Genomic DNA, 22,826 nt, shown 5'->3' on the forward strand with positions numbered 1-22,826 from the left:
TCTTTTCTCCGTTCTATCTATTAAATAACTGAAGGATCTAAATCAACTGTTAGCTGGATGCCTTTCTTAATCCAGTCCGTCCGATAAATCCGTATCAGTTGTTTTAACGTTTCGGTTAGGTTTGGTTCTATTTTATATTTTATCAAACATTGATAACGATATCGATTTTGGACGCGGCTTATAGACGCAGGTGTAGGCCCAATTAGCCCGACTTGGCTGGATAGTTTTAGCCTTAAAAAATCCATTGCCTTTCCTGCATATTCTGCTGCCATGAGTACATCTTCATGTGTAACTTGGATAAGCGCTACAAAATAATAAGGAGGATAAGCGAATTGATGACGCATCATCATTTCTTGGTCATAGAATGGTGCATACTGTTGCTCTTTCGACAGCTGGACTGCGTAATGTTCCGGACTGTATGTTTGGACAATGACTTCACCAGGCAAATCATGCCGTCCTGCTCGTCCGCTTACTTGTGTAAGCAATTGAAAAGTCCGCTCTGCCGCTCGAAAGTTCGGTAAATTCAATGAGGTATCAGCACTTAATACGCCGACGAGGGTGATTTTTGGAAAATCCAATCCTTTAGCAATCATTTGCGTACCAAGCAAAATGTCTGCTTTTAAGTTCCCAAAGTCTTCTAATATCTTCTCATGTGCGCCCTTTTGCCTTGTTGTATCGACATCCATTCGAAGAACACGAGCTTCAGGAAATAGTTTATAAATTTCTGCTTCTATCTTTTGTGTGCCTGTGCCAAAGAATCGAATATGTTCGCTATGGCATTCTGGACATTCTGTTGGAACATGTTCTTCATAACCACAGTAATGACACTTAAGCTTTTCAGAAGACCGGTGATATGTCATGGATATATCGCAATTTTTACATTGGACGACTGTTCCACAATCTCGGCATAGCACAAAAGAAGAAAAACCTCTACGATTCAGAAACAATACCATTTGTTCTTTTTTCTTCAACCGATCTTCCATTGCTTCCATTAATGCACCTGAAAACATAGACCGGTTGCCATTATGGAGCTCTTCTCGCATATCAACGACTTCCACTTTCGGAAGAGATTGCTGTTTCGCTCTTTTTTCTAGCGTTAATAATGTATAGACATTTTTCTTTGCACGCGCAAACGATTCAAGGGAAGGGGTAGCACTTCCTAATATAACGGGGCAATGATGATACTCGCTGCGCCAAATTGCTATATCTCTTGCATGATAACGAGGCGTGTCTTCTTGTTTATACGTCGATTCATGTTCTTCATCTAGAATAATCAGGCCCAAATTTGTAAAAGGTGCGAAAACAGCTGACCTTGCTCCAACTGCTACTTTAACTTCTCCACGACCAATTTTTCGCCATTCATCATATTTTTCACCCTTTGACAATCCGCTGTGCATTACTGCAACCAAATCGCCAAAGCGAGCCCTGAAGCGTTCTGTCATCTGTGGTGTCAAGGATATTTCAGGTACCAATACAATGGCTTCTTGTCCCCTATTAATCGCTTCCTGGATCGCTTGCAGATATACTTCAGTCTTGCCGCTTCCTGTGATGCCATGCAATAAATAGGTTGTTGCTTGACGTGATTTTACAGAATGTAAAATTTCTTTCAAGGCTACTTCTTGTTCATCTGTTAAGGCTAGAGGAATTGAACCCTTCACTTCTTTTGAAAATGGATCACGATACACTTCCTCTTGGAAATATGTGGCCGCTCCTTTTTCAATAACCGCATTTACAACCTGCGGCGTCACACTCACGGTTTTACATATTTCATTAGGAGTAAATTCCTCTCCCACATGCAAAGCCATCCATTCTACGACTTGCCGCTGTTTTTTAGCTCGTGGAGGGATACTTTCAGCAATCTCTTGCAATCTCTCATAATCGCTTGCTATTTTGACTTTGCGGACTTCTTTCACATTGCCTTGTTGTTTGACAACTGTTTTTTGCTCTACATACCCATTCTTCATACAAGATTTAAGCACCCTTAATAGATTGGCACTTTCTACTTTTTTATAAGGAATGGCTGTTTTATTTCCGAATAGCTGCTGTAGTTCCTCTGGCAAATAAGTAGGATCTTCTTTTAGAAGGATTGTTTTTTCATATTTCGCACGCAATGCGGATGGGAGCATAACCTGCAGAGCATCAATTTCATAACACAGCGTATGGTCTGTCATCCATTTAGCCAGCTCTAGCATTTCATTCGTTAAAATGGGCTCGATATCTAACAGTTCGGCAATGGGTTTAAGCTTGTCCTTCGGTACATCACTTTCACTTTGTAAAGCTGTAATAAATCCCAGAACATTTCTTTTGCCAAATGGTACTTTTACACGGCAACCAACCTCGACTAGCTCTTGTAATTCTTCAGGCACTTTGTAATCAAAAGGCCGATCGACAGGATATGCGGACACATCCACTATTACTTGCGCAATCATGTTAGGGTAATATCATTATTACCACTACCTTTCTATTGTTGAAATTAGCGGTTATGGTTATTTTACAGCTATCAAGCTTGAGTAATTTTTAATTCCACAATCCTTGCCTTTTTAATATAGTTTCAAACAATTTTAAAGCAAGCTCTTCTTTCGGAAGTTGTGAGAAGTTTACTTGATAGTCATTATTTCCGACAAGCGTAACTGTATTTAGATCTGTCCCAAATCCGCGGTCTGTTTTTGATACATCATTGGCTACAATATAATCGGCGTTCTTTTTTTCTAATTTACCTTTAGCATAATTGATGACATCATTCGTTTCAGCTGCAAAACCAATCAATAATTGGTGCTGTTTTCGTTCACCTAATGTCAAAAGAATATCGGTTGTCCGTTCTAATTCTATCGTTGAATCGCCTGGCTGCTTTTTCATCTTGCGGGAAAAAGTTTCTTTCGGTCGATAGTCTGCCACAGCTGCAGTTTTAACAACAATATCCGCTGTATCATACTCTTTTAGGATGGCTTGCAGCATTTCTTCAGCGCTTTCTACTGGTACTACTTGAACACCCTTTGGAGGATCTATTGAAACAGGACCAGAAACCAAGATCGTTTGTGCTCCCAATTTCGCTGCAGCCGCCGCCATTGCATATCCCATTTTCCCGCTTGAAAAATTCGTCAGAAAACGAACAGGGTCAATTCTTTCTCGTGTAGGGCCTGCAGACACTACTACTTTCTTTCCTTTTAAAGGCAAGTGTTTTGGCATGAAATAACTTTCTACCAGTGCAACAATTTTCTCTGGTTCTTCTAATCGTCCTTTTCCAACATAGCCACATGCAAGATAACCTTCATCCGGTTCAATCCATTGGTAACCATCCTGTGTAAGTGTTTCTACATTGCGCTTTACAGCTGGATGATCATACATATGTACATTCATAGCAGGGGCTATCCACACTTGCCCTGTTGCTGCAAGTAATGTTGTTGTCACCATATCATCCGCTATACCATTTGCCAGTTTACCAATAGTGTTGGCTGTAGCCGGCGCTACGATGATCAGATCTGCCCAATCTGCTAAATCAATATGGGCTATCACATTTGAATCCTTTTCATCAAACGTATCTGTATAAACATCATGTTTAGACATTACTTGAAAGCTGAGTGGCGTTACAAATCGTGTAGCAGATTCTGTCATGATGACTTTTACATGTGCACCCTTCTGGGTAAATTTACTAACAAGAGCAACAGCTTTATAAACGGCAATGCCGCCAGTAACACAAAGTAAGATTTTTTTATTTGAAAGCATTTTTCTCTTCCTTTCAAAACACAAGCCCCCAAAGAAAGTTTTCCCTGGGAGCTGCGGCTGTTAATAGATCGTATGAATTAAAGAAGCCATATTTTCAACCTATATCATTCGGTTGTCGGGAAAATGTTTCGGAATACAAATTTTATGTATCCAATCATCCTAATTACATAGGATGCCCGAATAGATGCTTATACTTCGTCTTCGTAAATTTTTGTTTCGTCTTGTTCCTCTTTTGTTAAGACGCCTGCAGCTACTTCTTCAAGCGCTTTCCCAACATTTTTGTGAGATACATATCTCATTAGTAAATTTGGGCTTCCTTCCTGCATAGAGCGCGCTCTTTTAGCGGCAAGACTTACAAGTGAATATTTAGAATCAATTTTCGTTTTTAAAACGTCAACAGATGGGTATAACATCGTTTATTCTCCTCTCAACATAGCTAGGTATTGTTTTTCCACACGCTCGCGTCGGCAATGCTCTGCTAGTACAATCGCATTGATGCGGTCACAAGCTAATTGTACTTCATCATTTTCCACAACATAATCATACAAATTCATCATTTCTAATTCTTTATTTGCAGCGGCTATGCGTGTTGCAATCACTTCTTCCGTTTCTGTGCCACGGCCGACTAAGCGGTCCTGCAACTCTGAAAGGCTTGGTGGCGCAAGGAAAATAAATAAGCCATCCGGCACTTTTTCGCGTATTTGCGCTGCTCCTTGTACTTCAATCTCAAGAAACACATCGCGGCCCGCATCAAGTGTAGCATTTACATAATCAATTGGCGTACCGTAATAATTCCCCACATAATTGGCGAATTCAAGCAGTCTGCCTTGTTCAATTAATGTTTCAAATTCTTCTTTGCTCTTAAAGAAATAATCCACACCATCGACTTCACCCTCGCGCGGTTTGCGCGTAGTCATAGAAATCGAGTATTCATAATTGGTATCCGGCTGTGAAAACAGTTCTTTACGAACAGTGCCTTTGCCTACGCCTGATGGACCTGATAAGACAATTAGTAATCCACGTTCTTTTCTCATAACTCTCCCTCATATTTCAAAAAAATAATCATACAATAATCCAAGCCACTATTCAATATTTTGGACCTGCTCACGCATTTTCTCAAGAATTGACTTAGCTTCAACAACCGCGCTTGCTACTTCAGCTGATTGGTTTTTAGCACCAATCGTATTAATCTCCCGGTTCATCTCTTGCATTAAGAAGTCTAATTTTCGGCCAATTGCAGCTTCATCTCTTAAGGTTTCATCCACCTGTTTTAAATGGCTGCTCAAACGGTCAATTTCTTCAGCTATATCCGCTTTTTCTGCAAATACAGCTACTTCCATCAGAACACGCTCTTCTACATGGTCAGCTTGGCAAATTTCTTGAATACGAGCCAAGAGTTTAGAACGATACTTTTCCACAGCCATCGCAGATCCTTTCTGTATAATCGTAATCTGCGCTTCTAGCATTGCTTTTAAACGTCGAACTGCTTCTAATAATTCTAAACCTTCTCTTTGCCTCATTCCCACTAGAACAGAAGCAGCTTCTTCAGTTGCAAGCTCGATGGCTGCTAAGACCTCTTCTTTAGACAGTTCCTTTGTTTTTACCGTGACGACTTCTTCTAAGCCTAATATCTCAGCCATAGACCACTGCTTTGTAAGCGGAAGCTTGCTGCTAAGCTCTTCTTGCGCCTCAATATATGCATCGACTAATGGCCAATTAATATGTATCGATTGACCAAGTGGTTCCATTTCTTTCACATTTACGGATACATCGAGTTTCCCTCTTGCTACTTTTGTGGAGAGTAGCTTCTTTGCAAATACTTCTGCTTCCGTCCACTCTTTTGGAAATCTCGTTGAAATTTCCAAGAAACGATGATTTACCGAGCGGATTTCCACGGTCAACTGCAATTGTTCCGTTGTTGTGACACCCCTGCCAAAACCAGTCATACTTCGAACCAAGGCCCGTCACATCCTTCTTTGCATTCTATCTAATAAGTATAGCACAAGAAATAAATCTTGCGTACATTGACTAGTAGAGAAGTTTTAAATAATATATCACTCTAAAAACCTCTAATGGCTGAGACATAATTGTTTTAACTCAAAAAAAAACCGAACACTCTGTAAAGTAAATCTCACATTTGTTCGGCTCTTCTTTTTATCATTATTCTATTGAAGCTCAAATAAATTGCTAGGTAGGACCTACTACTCTTATTTTGTCCCTAATCTTTATTTAATAGAGTTCCTAAATTGTTTTCAACATTACGACTTAATGCCTTTCCAAATAGTCCATCTATCCTTTTCAATAATGGGATTATTAGTTGTACTATTGATTTGGTCTTTAATGTATACCGCAAGCTCATCTACTTGTTCGTCGTTCAGTTCATAGAGAATGGAGCGTCCTGTTCGATTCTTAATATCTTTCATTAAATCATCGAGGTATTGATAAACTTTTCTAGTTTCCCATAAACTATATTCTTCGATAGGATGGAAACCATTTTCACTAAGGAACTGCATCACATCATGACTCGGGTGTCTTCTAGAAATTTCTTTATCGATTAAACTTGGATACTTCACAAAAAAGTATCCTCTTATATTAGTGACGCTGCCTTTCAGAAGACAATCCTCTGGCGTTCTGTCTTGAATAAGGAAGATACCGCCTGGTTTTAGCAATCGATATCCCTCTTGAAAACACGCATTTAAATCATCAATATGATGTATGACTGCTCTTTCTAAAATAATATCATATTGCTCATCAGCCAATTTTGTATCTAAAGCATTTCCTAATTTAAAATATATATTTGCATAGTCTCTGCAGTTTTCTTTTGCCGTATGTAATAGCTGTTCTGAAAAATCTAAGCCTGTAACTTCTGCAGCCTCCATCTTGGCTAATGCTTTTGTATAAATTCCTCCGCCACACCCAATATCTAAAACCTTTTTACCTTTCACTTCACATATTTCATTCACTTTATCTATCCACGTTTGATCCGCTTCTCTAGTAGAATATGTAAAACGATTAGCCGGTTTATTAAAATCTATTGCCATAAAAAATCCCCCTTCATTCTCACACTTCTCTGATTTCAGAAAAGCACCCTCAGTTTTATATTCTAGATTTATATTCTAGAAAAGCTTCAGCTATCCCTTTTTTGTATTTTCTTTTATGGCCAATTGAGCACATAATAGGCTCCATAAATTCATATTGCCTTTAAAAAATGTTAAGATAGAACAAAACGTGTTGAAAGAGGAATACCATATGGCATATGACGGTTTATTTACATTAGCGATGACCAATGAATTACAAAAGCTGACGACAGGTCGCATCGCAAAAGTGCATCAACCGAATGCACAAGAAGTAATTCTAACAATCCGGGCAAATGGCAAAAACCATAAACTATTATTTTCAATCCATTCATCATACGCCCGCGTCCATTTAACGGACCAATCAGTAGAAAATCCATCTGAACCGCCAATGTTTTGCATGCTCTTACGCAAACATATTGAAGGCGGGATTATAGAATCTATTCGCCAAATTGACGGCGACCGAATCATCGTCTTTACAATTACCAGTAAAAATGAAATTGGCGATCGTATCACGAGAGAATTAATTGCAGAAATCATGGGAAGGCACAGTAATCTTATTTTAATAGAAAAAGAGTCGCACAAAATTGTAGATAGTTTAAAACACTTGCCGCCTTCCCTGAATAGTTACCGTACAGTGCTTCCTGGTCAAGCCTACATTGCACCACCGCCGCAAGATAAAGTAAATCCAACAGAGGCGGATGCAGTAGCATTACAATCATTCTTTGGAACGGAGAAAACGGCACAAGACATAGTTCAGCATTTCACAGGCTTTTCTCCACTTCATGCGAAGGAGTTCTTATATCGTATAGAGAAAAATCATGACGCTGCCGCCGATTACTTTAACTCCTATATTGAATCGTTCCAGCACGGTGGCGACCAGCCTACATACGTAGAGGTTAATGGTAAAATTCATTTTTCGCCAACGGCCTTAACACATCTAGATGGCAAGTCTACATCATTTGATACATTAAGCTCATTGTTAGATCGTGTTTTCTTTGCACGGGCTGAACGAGATCGCGTCAAACAACAGGCAGGCGATTTAGAACGTTGGCTGCAAAACGAAGTGAACAAGTTAAAGTTAAAACTAAAAAAACTGCAAAAAGATTTGCAGCAGGCAACACGGCTGGACCAGTATCAACTATATGGCGAGTTGCTGATGGCGAACATCTATAATTTTGATAAAGGCGCAAAAGAAATCACCGTTGAAAATTATTATGATGAAAATCAAGCAGCTGTCACTATACCTTTAAACGAACGAAAAACGCCTATTGAAAATGCGCAAAGCTACTATACAAGATATAACAAAGCAAAAAATGCGCTTATTATGATTCAAGAACAAATAGACAAGACAAATGATGACATTACGTATTTTGAAATGCTGTCCCAACAAGTGCAGCAAGCATCTCCTCACGACATTGAAGAAATCCGCGAAGAGTTAGCAGAGCAAGGATTTATGAAAATGCGTGCGAACAAACGAAGAAAAAAACCAACGAAACCAATGCCGGAAGATTTTATTTCATCCACAGGTATACGCATTTCAGTTGGCAAAAATAATAAACAAAATGACTACCTGACCTTTAAAGTCGCAAAAAAATCTGAAATATGGATGCATACAAAAGACATCCCAGGCTCTCACGTCGTTATACATGATGCCGACCCAGATGAAGAAACGATAAGAGAAGCGGCAACATTATCAGCTTATTTTAGTAAAGCTCGCGAGTCTTCATCCGTTCCTGTTGATTATACGGAAGCTCGCCATGTTAAAAAGCCAAATGGTTCAAAACCTGGTTTTGTCATCTACTTTGAACAAAAAACTATTTTTGTTACACCAGATGAAGAGCTTGTTATGAAATTGAAAAAAGACTAAATAGTAAAGAACCGTCTAGCTCCTCAGCTGGCGGTTCTTTTTTCTACCTAATTCCCTTTTATTAATTATGCCAATGTAATAGCAGTATCATCATATAATAATTAATACCTACACAATCACTAGTCTGTCTCCAACCAACTTGCTTCAGGTTGCCCAGATTCATTGCGAATACCTTTTGCTACTCCTATAAAGCCAATAACTGAGCCAATCACCTCAATCCACCAACCGATTGTATTGATTGTTTCGCTTTCTTCTCCTCTAAGTGTTTTAATTCCAGCAAGAGCTACCATGGAGTATCCAACTGTTTCTAAAAAGCTACCATATATTTCATATAAAGCAAGGGGAGTTGGTTCCTCTTCTAGTGCCGCCACAAAGGAAAGACCCCCACCAGTTGCTTCAGTAAGAGATTCTTGAATCTCCAACTTTATCCTATCTTCTTCATTTGCCGTTGCGACAATGGCAATTATTGTGATTAGATTACCAATTACTTTTAGCTGTATACCCAATTTCCCTAATGAATATTGTTTGATACTATCTGCTACTAAAGCTCCTCCCGTAGCTTGTAAAGTTCCTCCGACTAACTCAAGAGAGGTTGATGCCTCTTCACTTTTTATTATTGATGGCGTGTTTCCAATTGCTGCGATTGTTGTACCTATTGCATTTATTAAAGATCCGAATAACGCTTGTATTTGATTGTCCAATTCTCCCCTCCTTCTAAAGCATCTTACTTATATATAATGCAGAACAGTTGACTTACGGAAGGGTAATGGCCTTTACAATGTTAGATTTTTTGATTGAATACAATTATCACATATAAGTAATACAAAAAGACTGCAAACAAAATTTAAATTTGTCTACAGTCTGCATAAGCCTACTACAATATTTCTATTGCTAGTTCTATTAAAGCTTTCCTTCTTTTAAATCAGCATGCCATTGAAGCAGTCCTGGAATATCAGAGGGTTGGATTTCCTGGTTCTCTTTCGCTGTTTCGACTAATGTTTCAAAGTTAGTCAGGCTTTTGTACGGTACGCCTGCTTCTGTGAAATTCTCATCTGCTCGGTTCAACATGTATGAATACACAGACACAACCCCTATGACTTCTGCCCCTTCACGTCGAAGTGCTTCTACTGCATTAATGCTTGAACCACCAGTAGAAATAATATCTTCCACAACAACTACTTTTTGTCCTCTATGTAGTTTCCCTTCAGTTTGATTGCCTTGTCCGTGCCCTTTTGGCTTCGATCGAACATAGACCATCGGCAAATCTAGAAGATCACTTACCCATGCAGCGTGTGGAATGCCTGCTGTGGCGGTCCCCGCAACCACTTCTGCCACTGGGAAGTTTTCCTGAATTAACTGTGCCAGTCCCTTAGCAATGGTCTTTCGTACGTTTGGATAAGAGATGGTTAGACGCGTATCACAATAGATTGGTGATTTAATTCCAGATGCCCATGTAAAAAGGTTGGTTGGATTGATGGAAACAGCCCCTGCCTTCAACATACCTTGCGCTACTTCTTTTTGAATTGTCATTGTCATATTATTGTCCTCCCCATTGCTCTAAAACCGTATGATAGCTTTCTACTGAATCCACACTTTGCGTAATCGCTCTGCCTACGACAATATGTGTCGAGCCTTTTTCTCTTGCAACTGCTGGTGTGGCAATCCGTTTCTGGTCATGCGCTTCGCCGCCTTCTAAACGAATACCAGGTGTGACTTTTAAAAATTCCTTGCCGCAAGCTTCTTCGATTGCCTTTGCTTCCAAAACAGAGCAAACAACACCATCAAGGCCTGCATCTTTTGTTAGAAGTGCATAATTCAACACTGATTCCTCAAGCGTTGTCATGATCTTTTGCTCTTTTTGCATTTCTTCTTCCGTTGTAGAAGTAAGTTGTGTAACAGCGATTAGTAGAGGTCTCTTTTTTCCCTCTGGAGTTCCTTCTTGCAACCCCCCAAGTGCTGCTTTCATCATCTCACTACCGCCTGCAGCATGTACATTTACCATATCAACACCTAATCTTGCTAACCCGCGCATAGCTGATTTAACTGTGTTTGGTATATCGTGCAATTTTAAATCTAGGAAAATTTCATGTCCTAAATCTTTTATTTTTTTTATGATTGAACTACCTTCTTGTAAAAAAAGTTCTAGACCTATTTTTACGTATAGAGGTTCATTATATTGTTCTAAAAAGGCAAAAACGTCTTCTTCCCCTGGGAAGTCTAAGGCAATAATAGGCTTATCTGTCATTTAACGATGGCTCCTTCCAATCAAATCTGTTAGTTTGCTGTATCCTATCTCATCTAGTTTTTGAGGAAGCTCTTCGATTATTTTTGGACAAACAAATGGGTCCACAAAGTTTGCTGTTCCTACTCCGACAGCACTCGCTCCGGCTGATAGAAAATCAATAACATCCTCAGCGTTTGTTACGCCACCCATGCCAATAATCGGAATCGATATTTCTTTACTGACTTCATAAACCATTCGAATCGCCACAGGCTTCACGGCTGGGCCCGAAAGTCCACCTGTACCATTTGCAATAATAGGCTTGCCAGTTGAAGGGTTTAGGCGCATGCCAACTAGTGTATTAATCATTGTAATTCCATCTGCCCCACTTGCCTCTACTTCTTTGGCAATCTCAACTATATTCGTGACATTAGGTGAAAGCTTAACATAAACAGGGACTTCAGAAACAGCCTTTACCGCTGCAGTCAACTCACCTGCTATTTTGGCATCAGTGCCGAATTGAATACCTCCACATTTTACATTGGGACAAGAGATATTTAGTTCAAGCGCCTTCACATTGTTGGCGGTTGATATTCTTTCTGCAACCGCTACATAATCGGTCATTTCTGTGCCAGCAACATTCGCAATAATGGGCACATCAAATTGTTCAAGCCATGGAAGTTCATGCTCCATCACATGCTCTAACCCAGGGTTTTGAAGACCAATAGCATTCAGCATACCTGATGATGTTTCAGCTACACGCGGCGTAGGATTTCCTCTTCTAGTCTCCAGCGTCGTCGCTTTAATCATAATTGCACCTAATGTTGATAAATCGTATAAATTCGCAAACTCTTGGCCAAAGCCAAAGCACCCGGAAGCTGGAATGATCGGGTTTTTCAATGATAAACCTGGAAGTTCTATTTGAAGGCGGTTCATAGTGCTACAACTCCTCTCTTAAAAACGGGCCCATCGCTGCATACTTTTAAATAATCTTGCGACACAGCGTCAGTTGTTTCGCACACGCAGGCATAGCAAGCACCAATTCCACATCCCATACGCTCTTCGAAAGATAGAAATCCTAATTTATCAGGATACGTTTGTTCAATTGCTTTTAGCATTGGCGTAGGGCCGCAACTGTAGAAAACGTCAAATTCAGGTTTCTCTTGCATTAATAAATCTGTTACAAACCCTTTTGAGCCGTAGCTTCCATCCGCAGTAACAATATGTGTTTCACCAAGAGCCTTAAATTGTTCTTCATAAAAAACATCACCGATTGACTGGAAACCAAGGACATGGATCGTGCGTACCCCTTTTTGCTGTAATCTAGATGCCAATTCATAGAGCGGTGGCACACCGATACCTCCCCCGATTAATAATGCCGTTTCACCAGAGTTGCTGGCATCTAGTGGGAATCCATTTCCTAATGGTCCTAGTACGTCCACCATATCGCCTGGCTGCTTTAAAGAGAGCAGCTGCGTTCCTCTTCCTCCTGCACGATATAGCAATGTACATTCTAAGTTTTCTTGGTCTATTGAACAGATGCTAATTGGCCTTCTGAGCAGAGGTTCATAACTATCTGACACTCGAATATGCACAAATTGTCCAGGGTTTTTCATTTCATTTACAAGCTGGCCATGCAAGACCAGCTCGTAAATATTTGTTGCTATAGATCGATGATGAATGACTTTCATTTTTTCTTGTTGAATCATAAGGACACCTCTAACTCTGCTTTTGGCATTGCTGTTGCTGTAAAAGTCATAGATTCTATGACTTGGAGAATAGCTGCTGCTGTATCTAGTGATGTGAAGCTAGGTATACCATTTTCTACTGCTTCACGGCGTATTCTAAAACCGTCTCGCTCAGGCTGTTTTCCTTTTGTCAGTGTATTAATGACTAACTGAGCCTCTCCATTTTGGATGACATGAAGCAACGTTTTCTCGCTTGATCCGATTTTATCCACAACGGTTGATTGAATCCCTGCACTTTCCAGCGTCTTTGCTGTCCCTGGTGTGGCAAGGATTGAGTAACCTACTTTCATAAATCGTTCAGCCAGTTCTACCGCCTCTGCTTTATCTTTATCCGCCACAGTCATCAAGACGGAACCATGATCGGCCATTTTCATTCCTGCTGCTACAAAGCCTTTATATAACGCTTTTTCTAATGTGCTGTCTTTCCCCATTACCTCGCCTGTAGATTTCATTTCAGGTCCTAATGTGGTATCGACACGACGAAGTTTTGCAAAGCTAAACACCGGCACTTTTACAAACACACCAATTTTAAAAGGTGCAAGCCCTGCTTTATAACCTTGTTCAATAATCGACTCTCCTAGGATTGCTTTTGTCGCAACATTGGCCATAGGGATATTTGTAATCTTGCTCAAGAAAGGAACTGTTCTTGATGCACGTGGGTTAACTTCAATTACATAGACCACATCTTTAGAAATGACATATTGGATATTCATTAAGCCTTTGATCCCCAAACCTTTTGCTAAACGTGTCGTGTAATCTACTAATGTATCAATATGCTTTTGGGCTAAGTTTTGCGGCGGATAAACGGCAATCGAATCTCCTGAATGCACTCCAGCACGTTCAATATGTTCCATGATGCCTGGAATGAGCACGTTTTCTCCGTCACAAATGGCGTCTACTTCAATCTCGCTTCCCGTCAGATATCTATCAATCAATACAGGATGTTCTGGTGAAGCTTCAACAGCATTTTCCATATAATGCTTTAGTTCTTTGCTGTTGTACACTATTTCCATCGCTCTACCACCAAGCACATAAGATGGACGCACAAGGACTGGGTACCCTATTTCCTCTGCAATGGCTACAGCCTCATGCGAATTTGTTGCTGTTTTCCCTTTCGGTTGAGGAATTCCTAATTCATGCAGTGCTTCCTCAAAACGGTCTCGTGATTCTGCTCTGTCAATCGAATCGAGTGTGGTACCTAGTATCTTCACGCCTCTCTCTTCTAATTGCTCTGCCAGATTAATTGCCGTTTGGCCCCCAAATTGGACTACCACCCCTAGTGGCTGTTCTAGATCAATAATGTGCATGACATCCTCAATCGTTAGCGGCTCAAAGTATAGTTTATCTGAGACCGAAAAGTCTGTTGATACGGTTTCCGGGTTTGAATTTATAATGATTGCTTCATATCCTGCTTCTTGTATAGCCCACACCGAGTGCACAGTTGCATAATCGAATTCCACACCCTGTCCAATGCGGATGGGTCCTGAACCGAGTACGATGACAGATTCACGGATTGACCGTATTGATTCATTCTCAGAACCGTATGTCCCATAGAAGTAGGGTGTTTCTGATTCGAACTCTGCCGCGCACGTATCTACCATCTTATAGACTGGTAGGATACGGTTTTCTTTTCGGTAATCATATACTTCTCTCTCTGTCATGCCCCAGAGCCTTGCGATTATTTCATCTGCAAAACCTATTGTTTTAGCTTTTTTGAGCACTTCATCATTTTGTGGGTTATCTTTTATCACTTTTTCATAGTCAATGATATTTTTCAATTTATGAAGGAAGAAAAGATCGATCTTGCTCCAATCATGAATTTGCTCGATTGTTATGCCACGTCTTAAAGCTTCACCTATAAAGAATAACCGCTCGTCTCCTGCTTTTGTTATCCGCTTTTCGATCAGTTCACCCGTTAAATCATCTGCATTTTTTAACTCTATATGTTTTTGGCCTGTCTCCAATGAGCGCACAGCTTTTAAAATGGCTTCTTCAAAGGTGCGACCAATTGCCATAACTTCTCCAGTTGCTTTCATTTGAGTCCCTAAGTTTCGCTTAGCTGTTTCAAATTTATCGAAAGGAAAGCGCGGAATTTTTGCCACGATATAATCTAGTGCTGGCTCAAAGCACGCATATGTTCTACCTGTCACAGGATTAATCATCTCATCGAGAGTTAATCCAACTGCAATTTTTGCTGCCAGTTTTGCAATAGGATATCCTGTTGCTTTAGAAGCAAGAGCTGATGATCTAGAAACTCGAGGATTAACCTCGATAATGTAGTAATTGAAACTGTATGGATCTAGTGCTAACTGAACATTGCAACCACCTTCAATACCGAGTGCACGGATAATTTTCAGCGATACATTTCGGAGCATATGGTACTCACGGTCCGATAATGTTTGGGAAGGTGCTACAACGATTGAATCTCCTGTATGTATGCCGACAGGATCCACATTTTCCATGTTGCAAACAACGATGGCATTGTCCTTTGAATCACGCATCACTTCATATTCAATTTCTTTGTATCCTGCAATCGATTTTTCAAGCAGGCACTGTGTAACAGGTGAATATTTTAGGCCTGACGCTACAGTTTCTTTCAATTCCTGCTCATCATGGCAGATGCCGCCGCCTGTACCACCTAATGTAAAGGCGGGGCGAACAATAATGGGATAACCTATACGGCTGGCAAATGTGTTAGCTTCTTCTAATGTATGTACGATTTCTGATTCGGGCGTTGGAACACCAAGCTCTTGCATAAGACTGCGAAATAGATCGCGGTCTTCCGCTTGGTTGATTGCGTCTAACTTTGTCCCTAAAATTTCTATGCTAAGTTCATCTAATATGCCTGACTTATGCAATTCAATTGCCATATTCAAACCGGTCTGCCCACCAAGCGTCGGCAGAATTGCATCTGGACGTTCTTTACGCAGGATGCGTGATACGAACTCTAACGAAATAGGTTCGATGTAAACAGTGTCAGCAATCTCTGTATCCGTCATTATTGTTGCCGGGTTGGAGTTGATGAGGATTACTTTATACCCCTCTTCTTTTAATGCCAAGCAAGCTTGTGTACCTGCATAGTCAAATTCTGCAGCTTGACCGATAATAATAGGACCTGAACCGATTACTAGGATGGATTGAATGTCATGGCGTTTAGGCATGTTGCAATTGCTCCTCTCTCGTACTGTTGTTCATTAGCTCGATAAATTCGTCAAACAGGTGGTTGGGATCTTCTGGACCAGGTGAAGCTTCTGGATGATATTGCACGGTGAATACTGGGTGTTTTTTGTGGCGCATCCCTTCGCATGTGCCGTCATTTAATGCGATATGCGTTACTTCTAAGTCTGTGTCTTGAAGTGAATCCATATCAATTGCGAATCCATGGTTTTGCGATGTAAGTTCTGTCCGTCCCGTCCTTAAATCTTTGACAGGATGATTTGCACCTCGATGACCAAATTTCAACTTAAATGACTTAGCTCCAGAGGCAAGTCCGAAAAGCTGATGGCCCAAGCAAATACCGAACATTGGTACCTTACCGATTAGTACTTTGATCGTCTCGATAGCTTCAGGAACATCCATTGGGTCTCCAGGACCATTAGACAGCATGATTCCATCTGGCTGACAGGTCATTATTTCTTCTGCACTTGTGTTATAAGGTACAACTATCACATCACAATCTCGCTTATTTAGCTCTCGCAGTATCCCGTGCTTCATTCCAAAATCGATTAACACGACACGTTTACCGCGACCAGGAGATGGATACGCCTTTTGTGTTGAAACTTGTGCAACTTGATTCGTTGGAAACTTTACAGCGTTAAGCCATTCTATTATTTCCTCTAGATTGATTTCTTCTCCAGCTTTTGAAAGATAGCCTTTGACAGCACCTTCCTTACGAATCAGGCGTGTCAGTTTTCTTGTATCAATCCCTTGGATACCTGGAATGCCTTTCATTTTTAGGTATTCATCCAATGTTCCTTCATTGCGAAAGTTTGAAGGTACTGTTGCCAATTCGTGGATAACAAAACCTTTGATTGCAGGCGAGATGGCTTCAAAGTCATCTCGATTAATCCCGTAGTTGCCAATTAAAGGGTAAGTCATGGTCACAATCTGTCCGCAAAAAGATGGATCTGAAATCGTTTCTTGGTAGCCGGTCATTCCTGTTGTAAACACGACTTCACCAGCTGATTCTGTTTCACTGCCGAAAGCAATGCCTTCAAAAACTTCGCCCGATTCTAAGATCAGTTTTCTTTTTAGCATGATCCATCCTCCCAAACAATTTTGCCTTCACACATTGTAAGCATTGGCCAGCCTGTTGCTTTCCAGCCGTTAAACGGGGTGTTTCTTCCTTTAGACAGAAACTCTTCTGCATCGATTGTTTTCTCATTTTCGATATCAATTAAGACTAGATCCGCTGATTCACCGATTCCAAGTGTGCCATATGGCAAGTTGAATAGTCGAGCTGGTTTTACGGTCATCCAGTCAATCAACTGGCGCAATGTCCATTTTCCTGTTTTCACAAATTGTGTGTATAAAAGAGGAAATGCTGTTTCGAAGCCCACAATTCCAAATGGAGCTCCTACCATGCCACAACATTTTTCTTCTTTTGTATGAGGCGCATGGTCCGTTGCTATACAATCGATGGTGCCGTCTAGTAGTCCTTCATGTAGAGCCAGCCAATCCTCGTTAGCACGAAGTGGCGGATTCATCTTCCAGTTAGCATCATCGCTTGGAATATCCATCTCTTCTAAAAGTAGGTGATGCGGGCAAACTTCCGCTGTTACGTGGATTCCTGCTGCTTTGGCATCCCGCACTACGCGTACAGATTCTTTTGTGGATACATGGCATACATGGTAATGCGCGCCTGCAGCCTCAGCAAGCAATACATCTCGTGCAATTTGGACAGACTCGCAAATAGAAGGAATACCAGGCAATCCTAATTCTAAATTGCGTTTACCTTCATGCATTACTCCATCATAAATTAATGAGTTATCTTCACAATGTGCAACTACAGTCATATTGAGAGCAGCTGCATCCTTCATTTGTTCATACATCGTTCTCGCTTCTTGTATGCCTACTCCATCATCTGAAAAAGCAACAGCTCCGTGTGCCTTCAGCGCCTTTAAATCTGTGCGAGCATCACCCGATTGATCAACAGTTAATGAACCATAAGGCAGAACACGCACGATCGCGCTCTGCTCAATTAATCCATTAATCAACGCTAAATTCTCAACTGAGTCCGGAACTGGCTTGGTATTTGGCATCGCACAAATGGTCGTAAACCCACCCTTTGCGGCTGAAAGAGAACCTGTTTCAATGGTTTCCTTATGTTCGAAGCCTGGTTCTCTCAAATGTACGTGGACATCCACAAAACCAGGTGATGCCATATATCCTTTCCCATCTATTATTTCATCTGCCTGCACATTTAATTTCTCGCCGACTGCTGCAATCTTCCCATCCTCAACGAATATTTCCCCTGCATAAAGATTTCCGTTCTTATCTACTAACTGCAAATTTTGAAGTAACACTGTCATTGTATTTTCTCTCCTTTAAGATAGTTTCTAAGATTGCCATTCGAATGTAAACTCCGTTATTTACCGCTTCGAAAATTCGTGAACGTTCACACTCTACTAGGTCGGAATCAATTTCTACTCCGCGGTTGAAAGGAGCAGGGTGCATAATAATCGCATTGTTTTTCATCATACTTTCCCTTTCTACTGTCAAGCCGTATTGTTGATGATAGTTTTCAGTGCTGTATCCTTCATATGTAACATTTCGTTCGTTTTGGACACGTAGCAGCATAATCACATCACTTGTTTTATGAAGATCGCCCCATTCATTATTCGCCTCTGGGAATTCTCCTTGCCATTGTTCTGGGCAAACTAATTGTACGTTTGCGCCTAATCTTTTAAGTGAAATCATATTGGATTTTGCTACGCGGCTATGTGAGATGTCTCCTACTATTGTGATATTTAAGCCCTTGAATCGGCCAAACTCTTTAAAGATAGTATAGAGATCGAGTAGAGATTGTGATGGATGTTGTCCGGTTCCGTCTCCACCATTGATGATTGGTATATTAATTCCCGGCAACAGGTCTTCATAGTAAGCATCTTGGTTATGGCGAATGACAACTGCGTCGATTCCCATAGATTCTAATGTTTTCACTGTATCGTAAAGCGTTTCACCTTTCAGTGTGCTTGAGAAACCTGATTCAAAAGGTATCACTGTGGCACCTAGTTTGCGCTCGGCAATTTCAAAACTTACCTTTGTTCTTGTACTTGGTTCAAAGAAGAGGTTGGCAACCATTGCATTCTGTGCAAGCTGTGGTTTGGCTCCTGCCTCAAGCTCAGCTGCTCGTGTTAAAATATCCTCAATTTGTTGTATTGATACTTGCTCCATCGATAATAAGTTTTTCATCATTTTGCCTCCTAGTTTTGTATTAAACTAAAAGCCTCCTTGGAATTTCAAGGAGGCTTTTGAAGGATATGACAAAATAAGCTTGTATACTTTATGCATGCTTATCGTATCGAATCACCCTTCTGTGCCTCTCTGGACAACCCTTAAAAGGTACTGCTACAAATTATTCAATTGAATTTTCTTTCATTTCCATCTCTTCTTTTTCCATCTCAAGATCTGGCTGAGCTTTACCTGGTAGTATAAAGTTTAGAAGAACACCAATGATTGCTGCAAGAGCCATGCCTTCAATGGAAAACGTTTTGGTAAATGCTAGCTTTGCTCCGCCAATTCCTAAGATTAAGATGACAGATGCAATCACAAGATTACGCTTATCATCAAAATCAATCTTATTCTCTACAAGCATGCGCAAACCGCTTGAAGCAATAATCCCGAAGAGCAGGATTGATACACCACCAAGAACTGGAGTAGGAATCGTACCAACAAGTGCCATTAGTTTACCTGAGAATGAAAGGAGGATGGCGAATACTGCCGCACCACCAATCACCCATACGCTGAAGATACGTGTTAATACAAGGACACCGATATTTTCACCATAAGTCGTTTTAGGTGGACCACCAATCAATGAACTGATGAGTGTGCCTAGTCCATCACCAAGCAAGGACCGGTTTAAACCAGGGTCTTTAATAAAATTGCGGTGAACTACTTTTCCTAAAACAAGCTGATGCCCGATATGTTCGGAGATTGTCACAATGACAATCGGCACCATTGCCAGCAGCAATGTAGATGTGACATGGAATTCATAATCAACTCCAGGTATCAGGAAGTCTGGCGTTTTAAACCATTTTGCTTCTACTACCTTACTAAAGTTAATGAGGTGGGTATTAAACACCGCATCTGAGATCAGTGAAGCAATATAACCGCCAATCAATCCGATAAGTATCGGCATAGTGCTAATAACACCTTTAAAGAAGTTATTGCATAGGATTGAAATAGCTAGCGTGATCAAACCGATAACAAAGTAAGCTGCGCTATACACTTCTTTGTTGTCTCCCACTGTTTCGTACATCGTCATATGGACAGCAGTTCCTGCAAGCCCTAAACCAATGACCATGATGACAGGCGCTACTACGATAGGCGGCAATAATTTCATAATCCACTTGTATCCTGTTTTCCAAATTAATAAGGATACAATCCCATATACAAGCCCTACCGCCATTGCACCGATCATCGCACTACCCGGTCCGTCTCCTGTTGCTGATGCTACTTGGATCGGCGCTATAAAGGCAAATGATGATCCTAGATAAGCCGGTACTTTAAAGCGTGTTACAAGCAAGAATATAATTGTTGCTATTCCACTTGTTAATAAAGCGATGGCTGGTGACAAGCCTGTTAATGTTGGGACAAGGATAGTTGAACCAAACATTGCAAACATATGCTGCAAACTAAGTGTAACTAACTGTCCTCCCGAAGGTTTGTCGTTAATATCCAATACTGCATTTGACATCTCAATATTCCTCACATTCTAAGAAAACTACTGTTATTCGTAAATAGCTACTACGTCTGTTTGATCAGCTTCTACCATGTTGACTTCAATTCTTTCATTGCTAGCCGTAGGAATATTTTTACCTACGAAGTCTGCTCGTATCGGCAATTCTCTATGGCCGCGGTCTACTAAAACCGCCAATTGGATTTGTGATGGTCTGCCAATATCCATCACGGCATCCATTGCTGCTCGTACTGTACGCCCTGTATATAGAACATCATCTACTAAGATGACTTTTTGATTTGATACATCATACGTTATGTCAACGTCTTTCACTAAGGCTTCGCCATTGTCTGTTTTAACTGTTAGATCATCGCGATATAAGGAAATGTCTAATTCACCAGAACGAATTTCTTTTTTCTCAATTAAGTTAATTTTTTCAGCTAATCGTTTGGCCAAAAATGCGCCTCTCGTTTTAATTCCAACAAGGATACATTCATCGATCCCTTCATTGCGTTCAATAATTTCATGTGCAATACGGGTAATCGCCCTATTCATTGCAGCTTGATCTAATAGTTCTGCTTTTTTCTTCATTATGGTTCTCCTTTCGTTGAAATTCTTTGCATAAAAAAACTCTTGAGCGAATGGCCCAAGAGGTTATAGGTATACTGATAGATTGTCAAGTAAGCAGTTACTGCATACGAACTTCACATTCATCGCATCCCTTTTCAGCCTCTCTGGACTGTTCTTAAAGGTGAATATTAACTTTTCACTGCAATTAGTATATGCCCTCACATTGACGATGTCAATAGTTGCTTTTTAATTCTTTCAAGAGTTCTTGATAATCCTCAGGCAGCGGTGCTTGGAATTCCATATACTCTTTTGTTATGGGATGAATAAAACCTAAAATGCCTGCATGCAACGCTTGTCCGCCGAAATCAATCGTTTTCTTTGGTCCGTATTTTGGATCGCCTACTAACGGGTAACCAATATAATTCAAATGCACACGAATTTGATGTGTTCTTCCAGTTTCAAGTCGGCATTGGATTAACGTATAGTCAACACCAAATCGATCAGCTACTTGGAAGTGTGTAACTGCGTGTTTTCCTTGATCGACAACTGCCATCTTTTGGCGGTCTTTTTGATCTCGTCCAATTGGTGCGTCAATCGTACCTTTATCATGAGGAATATGTCCATGTACAAGCGCAGTATATCGGCGCGTTACTGTTTTATCAACCAATTGTTGAACAAGTGATTCATGCGCCTTATCATTTTTGGCCACCATCAATAAGCCAGACGTATCTTTATCAATTCGATGTACGATTCCTGGGCGCATCACACCATTTATGCCTGAAAGATCTTTGCAATGGTACATCAGACCATTCACCAAAGTCCCTGTCGTATGTCCTGGTGCAGGGTGGACGACCATACCTTTTGGTTTGTTAACTACTAGCACATCACTATCTTCATAAACAATGTCTAAATTAAGATCTTCTGCGATAATTTCTAAAGGTTCAGGTTCAGGCGGTGTTACTGTGATTTCGTCACCCTCCTGGACTTTATATTTGGCTTTGATGGGACTTCCGTTTACAACTACCAGGCCCTCTTGTACAAAACCTTGAATTTGAGTACGTGACCAATCTTGTTGAATTGATGCAAGGGCTTTATCAATACGTTCACCTTGCATTTCATTTGTTATCGTATATGTGACTGACATTACTTCACCTTTTTCTTTTCTATTTTTCCTTCGAAGATTATATATAGTATGAGCATAATAACACCAAATGTTAACGCTGCATCTGCAATATTAAATATAGGGAAATCATAATTAATCACTGGGATGATCACATGTACGAAATCGACTACTTCTCCTCGGAATACTCGGTCAATAAAATTGCCAATTGCTCCGCCCAGCAGCAACATCAAACTCACTTGGAACAGTGGTTTTCCCTTTCCTTCTTTGTGATAATAATAAATGATGCCCAAAATCACAATAATGGTGACTAATGCAAATAACCAAAATTGTCCTTGCAGCATTCCCCATGCTGCTCCGCGATTACGATGGGAGTATAGCCCAAAATAAGGATCTATTAGCGAGATGCTCTCTCCATATTTCATATTCTCCACAATGCTCCATTTTGACAACTGATCAAGTATAATGACCAAAATCGCTATACCATAATATTTGTACATGGCAAACCCTCCGTTTACTGCCGAATCTAACCTATTCTATCATATAATAGACGCAAGAGAAAAACACACCATACATTCAAGTCAAAAATCCTTATATTGC

At 40.5% G+C, this 22,826-nt stretch carries 20 protein-coding genes; 1 reads left to right on the plus strand and 19 read right to left on the minus strand.

The annotated features are described in order from the left end of the window. Window positions 1-20: 20 nt before the first annotated feature. The 6 genes from priA to RST01_RS04050 form a co-directional block, all read right to left on the minus strand. Complete coding sequence (gene priA / locus RST01_RS04025; protein WP_147194216.1) at window positions 21-2,429, minus strand: primosomal protein N'; 2,409 nt, start codon at window positions 2,427-2,429, stop codon at window positions 21-23. Between the two features lie 88 nt (window positions 2,430-2,517). After that, entirely contained in the window at window positions 2,518-3,723 is a 1,206-nt protein-coding gene (gene coaBC, locus RST01_RS04030) for a bifunctional phosphopantothenoylcysteine decarboxylase/phosphopantothenate--cysteine ligase CoaBC (RefSeq protein ID WP_147194218.1), read from the minus strand. 188 nt (window positions 3,724-3,911) lie between these two features. Continuing rightward, window positions 3,912-4,136, minus strand: a complete 225-nt coding sequence (gene rpoZ, locus RST01_RS04035) for a DNA-directed RNA polymerase subunit omega (protein WP_066785285.1) — start codon at window positions 4,134-4,136, stop codon at window positions 3,912-3,914. Window positions 4,137-4,139: 3 nt separating this feature from the next. Next, a complete protein-coding gene (gene gmk / locus RST01_RS04040; protein ID WP_066785282.1) occupies window positions 4,140-4,757 on the minus strand; it encodes a guanylate kinase in 618 nt (205 codons plus the stop codon). Window positions 4,758-4,805: 48 nt separating this feature from the next. After that, the gene (locus RST01_RS04045; protein ID WP_147194220.1) at window positions 4,806-5,681 is read right to left on the minus strand and encodes a YicC/YloC family endoribonuclease; all 876 of its coding nucleotides are present in this window, start codon (window positions 5,679-5,681) and stop codon (window positions 4,806-4,808) included. Window positions 5,682-5,981: 300 nt separating this feature from the next. After that, window positions 5,982-6,764: a class I SAM-dependent methyltransferase gene (locus RST01_RS04050; protein WP_147194222.1), complete on the minus strand. Its 783-nt coding sequence runs from the start codon at window positions 6,762-6,764 to the stop codon at window positions 5,982-5,984. A gap of 208 nt (window positions 6,765-6,972) precedes the next feature. Between RST01_RS04050 and RST01_RS04055 the strand changes: the two genes are divergently transcribed. Further along, window positions 6,973-8,667 carry an Rqc2 family fibronectin-binding protein gene (locus tag RST01_RS04055; RefSeq protein WP_147194224.1) on the plus strand — a complete coding sequence of 565 codons (1,695 nt, stop codon included), beginning with the start codon at window positions 6,973-6,975 and terminating at the stop codon, window positions 8,665-8,667. 119 nt (window positions 8,668-8,786) lie between these two features. On the opposite strand, the gene RST01_RS04060 is transcribed toward RST01_RS04055, so the two are convergent. The 13 genes from RST01_RS04060 to lspA all read right to left on the minus strand — a co-directional run bounded on the left by RST01_RS04060 (window position 8,787) and on the right by lspA (window position 22,726). Then, window positions 8,787-9,368: a DUF6944 family repetitive protein gene (locus RST01_RS04060; RefSeq protein WP_147194226.1), complete on the minus strand. Its 582-nt coding sequence runs from the start codon at window positions 9,366-9,368 to the stop codon at window positions 8,787-8,789. Window positions 9,369-9,567: 199 nt separating this feature from the next. Beyond that, complete coding sequence (gene pyrE / locus RST01_RS04065) at window positions 9,568-10,197, minus strand: orotate phosphoribosyltransferase (RefSeq protein ID WP_147195089.1); 630 nt, start codon at window positions 10,195-10,197, stop codon at window positions 9,568-9,570. Between the two features lie 7 nt (window positions 10,198-10,204). Further along, entirely contained in the window at window positions 10,205-10,912 is a 708-nt protein-coding gene (gene pyrF, locus RST01_RS04070) for an orotidine-5'-phosphate decarboxylase (RefSeq protein ID WP_147194228.1), read from the minus strand. Beyond that, window positions 10,913-11,824 (minus strand): dihydroorotate dehydrogenase, encoded by a 912-nt coding sequence (locus tag RST01_RS04075; protein WP_147194230.1) that lies wholly within the window; start codon window positions 11,822-11,824, stop codon window positions 10,913-10,915. Next, window positions 11,821-12,597 carry a dihydroorotate dehydrogenase electron transfer subunit gene (locus RST01_RS04080; RefSeq protein ID WP_147194233.1) on the minus strand — a complete coding sequence of 259 codons (777 nt, stop codon included), beginning with the start codon at window positions 12,595-12,597 and terminating at the stop codon, window positions 11,821-11,823. Before RST01_RS04080 ends, RST01_RS04075 begins: the two co-directional genes overlap by 4 nt. After that, window positions 12,594-15,797 carry a carbamoyl-phosphate synthase large subunit gene (gene carB / locus RST01_RS04085; protein ID WP_147194235.1) on the minus strand — a complete coding sequence of 1,068 codons (3,204 nt, stop codon included), beginning with the start codon at window positions 15,795-15,797 and terminating at the stop codon, window positions 12,594-12,596. Before carB ends, RST01_RS04080 begins: the two co-directional genes overlap by 4 nt. Next, the gene (locus RST01_RS04090; protein ID WP_147194237.1) at window positions 15,790-16,893 is read right to left on the minus strand and encodes a carbamoyl phosphate synthase small subunit; all 1,104 of its coding nucleotides are present in this window, start codon (window positions 16,891-16,893) and stop codon (window positions 15,790-15,792) included. Before RST01_RS04090 ends, carB begins: the two co-directional genes overlap by 8 nt. After that, entirely contained in the window at window positions 16,887-18,167 is a 1,281-nt protein-coding gene (gene pyrC, locus RST01_RS04095; protein ID WP_147194238.1) for a dihydroorotase, read from the minus strand. The genes RST01_RS04090 and pyrC overlap by 7 nt, the downstream gene beginning before the upstream one ends. Beyond that, complete coding sequence (locus tag RST01_RS04100; protein WP_147194240.1) at window positions 18,130-19,050, minus strand: aspartate carbamoyltransferase catalytic subunit; 921 nt, start codon at window positions 19,048-19,050, stop codon at window positions 18,130-18,132. Before RST01_RS04100 ends, pyrC begins: the two co-directional genes overlap by 38 nt. A 163-nt stretch (window positions 19,051-19,213) precedes the next feature. Continuing rightward, a complete protein-coding gene (locus RST01_RS04105; RefSeq protein WP_147194242.1) occupies window positions 19,214-20,554 on the minus strand; it encodes a uracil-xanthine permease family protein in 1,341 nt (446 codons plus the stop codon). Window positions 20,555-20,587: 33 nt separating this feature from the next. Continuing rightward, window positions 20,588-21,127 carry a bifunctional pyr operon transcriptional regulator/uracil phosphoribosyltransferase PyrR gene (gene pyrR, locus RST01_RS04110; RefSeq protein WP_066785252.1) on the minus strand — a complete coding sequence of 180 codons (540 nt, stop codon included), beginning with the start codon at window positions 21,125-21,127 and terminating at the stop codon, window positions 20,588-20,590. Between the two features lie 211 nt (window positions 21,128-21,338). Next, on the minus strand, window positions 21,339-22,250 hold the full coding sequence (locus RST01_RS04115) for an RluA family pseudouridine synthase (RefSeq protein ID WP_147194244.1): 912 nt from the start codon (window positions 22,248-22,250) through the stop codon (window positions 21,339-21,341). Beyond that, window positions 22,250-22,726, minus strand: a complete 477-nt coding sequence (lspA, locus tag RST01_RS04120) for a signal peptidase II (protein ID WP_066785246.1) — start codon at window positions 22,724-22,726, stop codon at window positions 22,250-22,252. The genes RST01_RS04115 and lspA overlap by 1 nt, the downstream gene beginning before the upstream one ends. Window positions 22,727-22,826 lie beyond the last annotated feature (100 nt).

This window comes from Rummeliibacillus stabekisii, assembly GCF_007988965.1.
Lineage (GTDB): Bacteria > Bacillota > Bacilli > Bacillales_A > Planococcaceae > Rummeliibacillus > Rummeliibacillus stabekisii.

Excerpts from the sequence above, each read along its gene's own strand:
- priA (WP_147194216.1), bottom strand. The coding sequence starts at position 2,429 with ATGATTGCGCAAGTAATAGTGGATGTGTCCGCATATCCTGTCGATCGG.
- coaBC (WP_147194218.1), bottom strand. The coding sequence starts at position 3,723 with ATGCTTTCAAATAAAAAAATCTTACTTTGTGTTACTGGCGGCATTGCC.
- rpoZ (WP_066785285.1), bottom strand. The coding sequence starts at position 4,136 with ATGTTATACCCATCTGTTGACGTTTTAAAAACGAAAATTGATTCTAAA.
- gmk (WP_066785282.1), bottom strand. The coding sequence starts at position 4,757 with ATGAGAAAAGAACGTGGATTACTAATTGTCTTATCAGGTCCATCAGGC.
- RST01_RS04050 (WP_147194222.1), bottom strand. The coding sequence starts at position 6,764 with ATGGCAATAGATTTTAATAAACCGGCTAATCGTTTTACATATTCTACT.
- RST01_RS04055 (WP_147194224.1), top strand. The coding sequence starts at position 6,973 with ATGGCATATGACGGTTTATTTACATTAGCGATGACCAATGAATTACAA.
- pyrE (WP_147195089.1), bottom strand. The coding sequence starts at position 10,197 with ATGACAATTCAAAAAGAAGTAGCGCAAGGTATGTTGAAGGCAGGGGCT.
- pyrF (WP_147194228.1), bottom strand. The coding sequence starts at position 10,912 with ATGACAGATAAGCCTATTATTGCCTTAGACTTCCCAGGGGAAGAAGAC.
- RST01_RS04075 (WP_147194230.1), bottom strand. The coding sequence starts at position 11,824 with ATGAACCGCCTTCAAATAGAACTTCCAGGTTTATCATTGAAAAACCCG.
- RST01_RS04080 (WP_147194233.1), bottom strand. The coding sequence starts at position 12,597 with ATGATTCAACAAGAAAAAATGAAAGTCATTCATCATCGATCTATAGCA.
- carB (WP_147194235.1), bottom strand. The coding sequence starts at position 15,797 with ATGCCTAAACGCCATGACATTCAATCCATCCTAGTAATCGGTTCAGGT.
- RST01_RS04090 (WP_147194237.1), bottom strand. The coding sequence starts at position 16,893 with ATGCTAAAAAGAAAACTGATCTTAGAATCGGGCGAAGTTTTTGAAGGC.
- pyrC (WP_147194238.1), bottom strand. The coding sequence starts at position 18,167 with ATGACAGTGTTACTTCAAAATTTGCAGTTAGTAGATAAGAACGGAAAT.
- RST01_RS04100 (WP_147194240.1), bottom strand. The coding sequence starts at position 19,050 with ATGAAAAACTTATTATCGATGGAGCAAGTATCAATACAACAAATTGAG.
- RST01_RS04105 (WP_147194242.1), bottom strand. The coding sequence starts at position 20,554 with ATGTCAAATGCAGTATTGGATATTAACGACAAACCTTCGGGAGGACAG.
- pyrR (WP_066785252.1), bottom strand. The coding sequence starts at position 21,127 with ATGAAGAAAAAAGCAGAACTATTAGATCAAGCTGCAATGAATAGGGCG.
- RST01_RS04115 (WP_147194244.1), bottom strand. The coding sequence starts at position 22,250 with ATGTCAGTCACATATACGATAACAAATGAAATGCAAGGTGAACGTATT.
- lspA (WP_066785246.1), bottom strand. The coding sequence starts at position 22,726 with ATGTACAAATATTATGGTATAGCGATTTTGGTCATTATACTTGATCAG.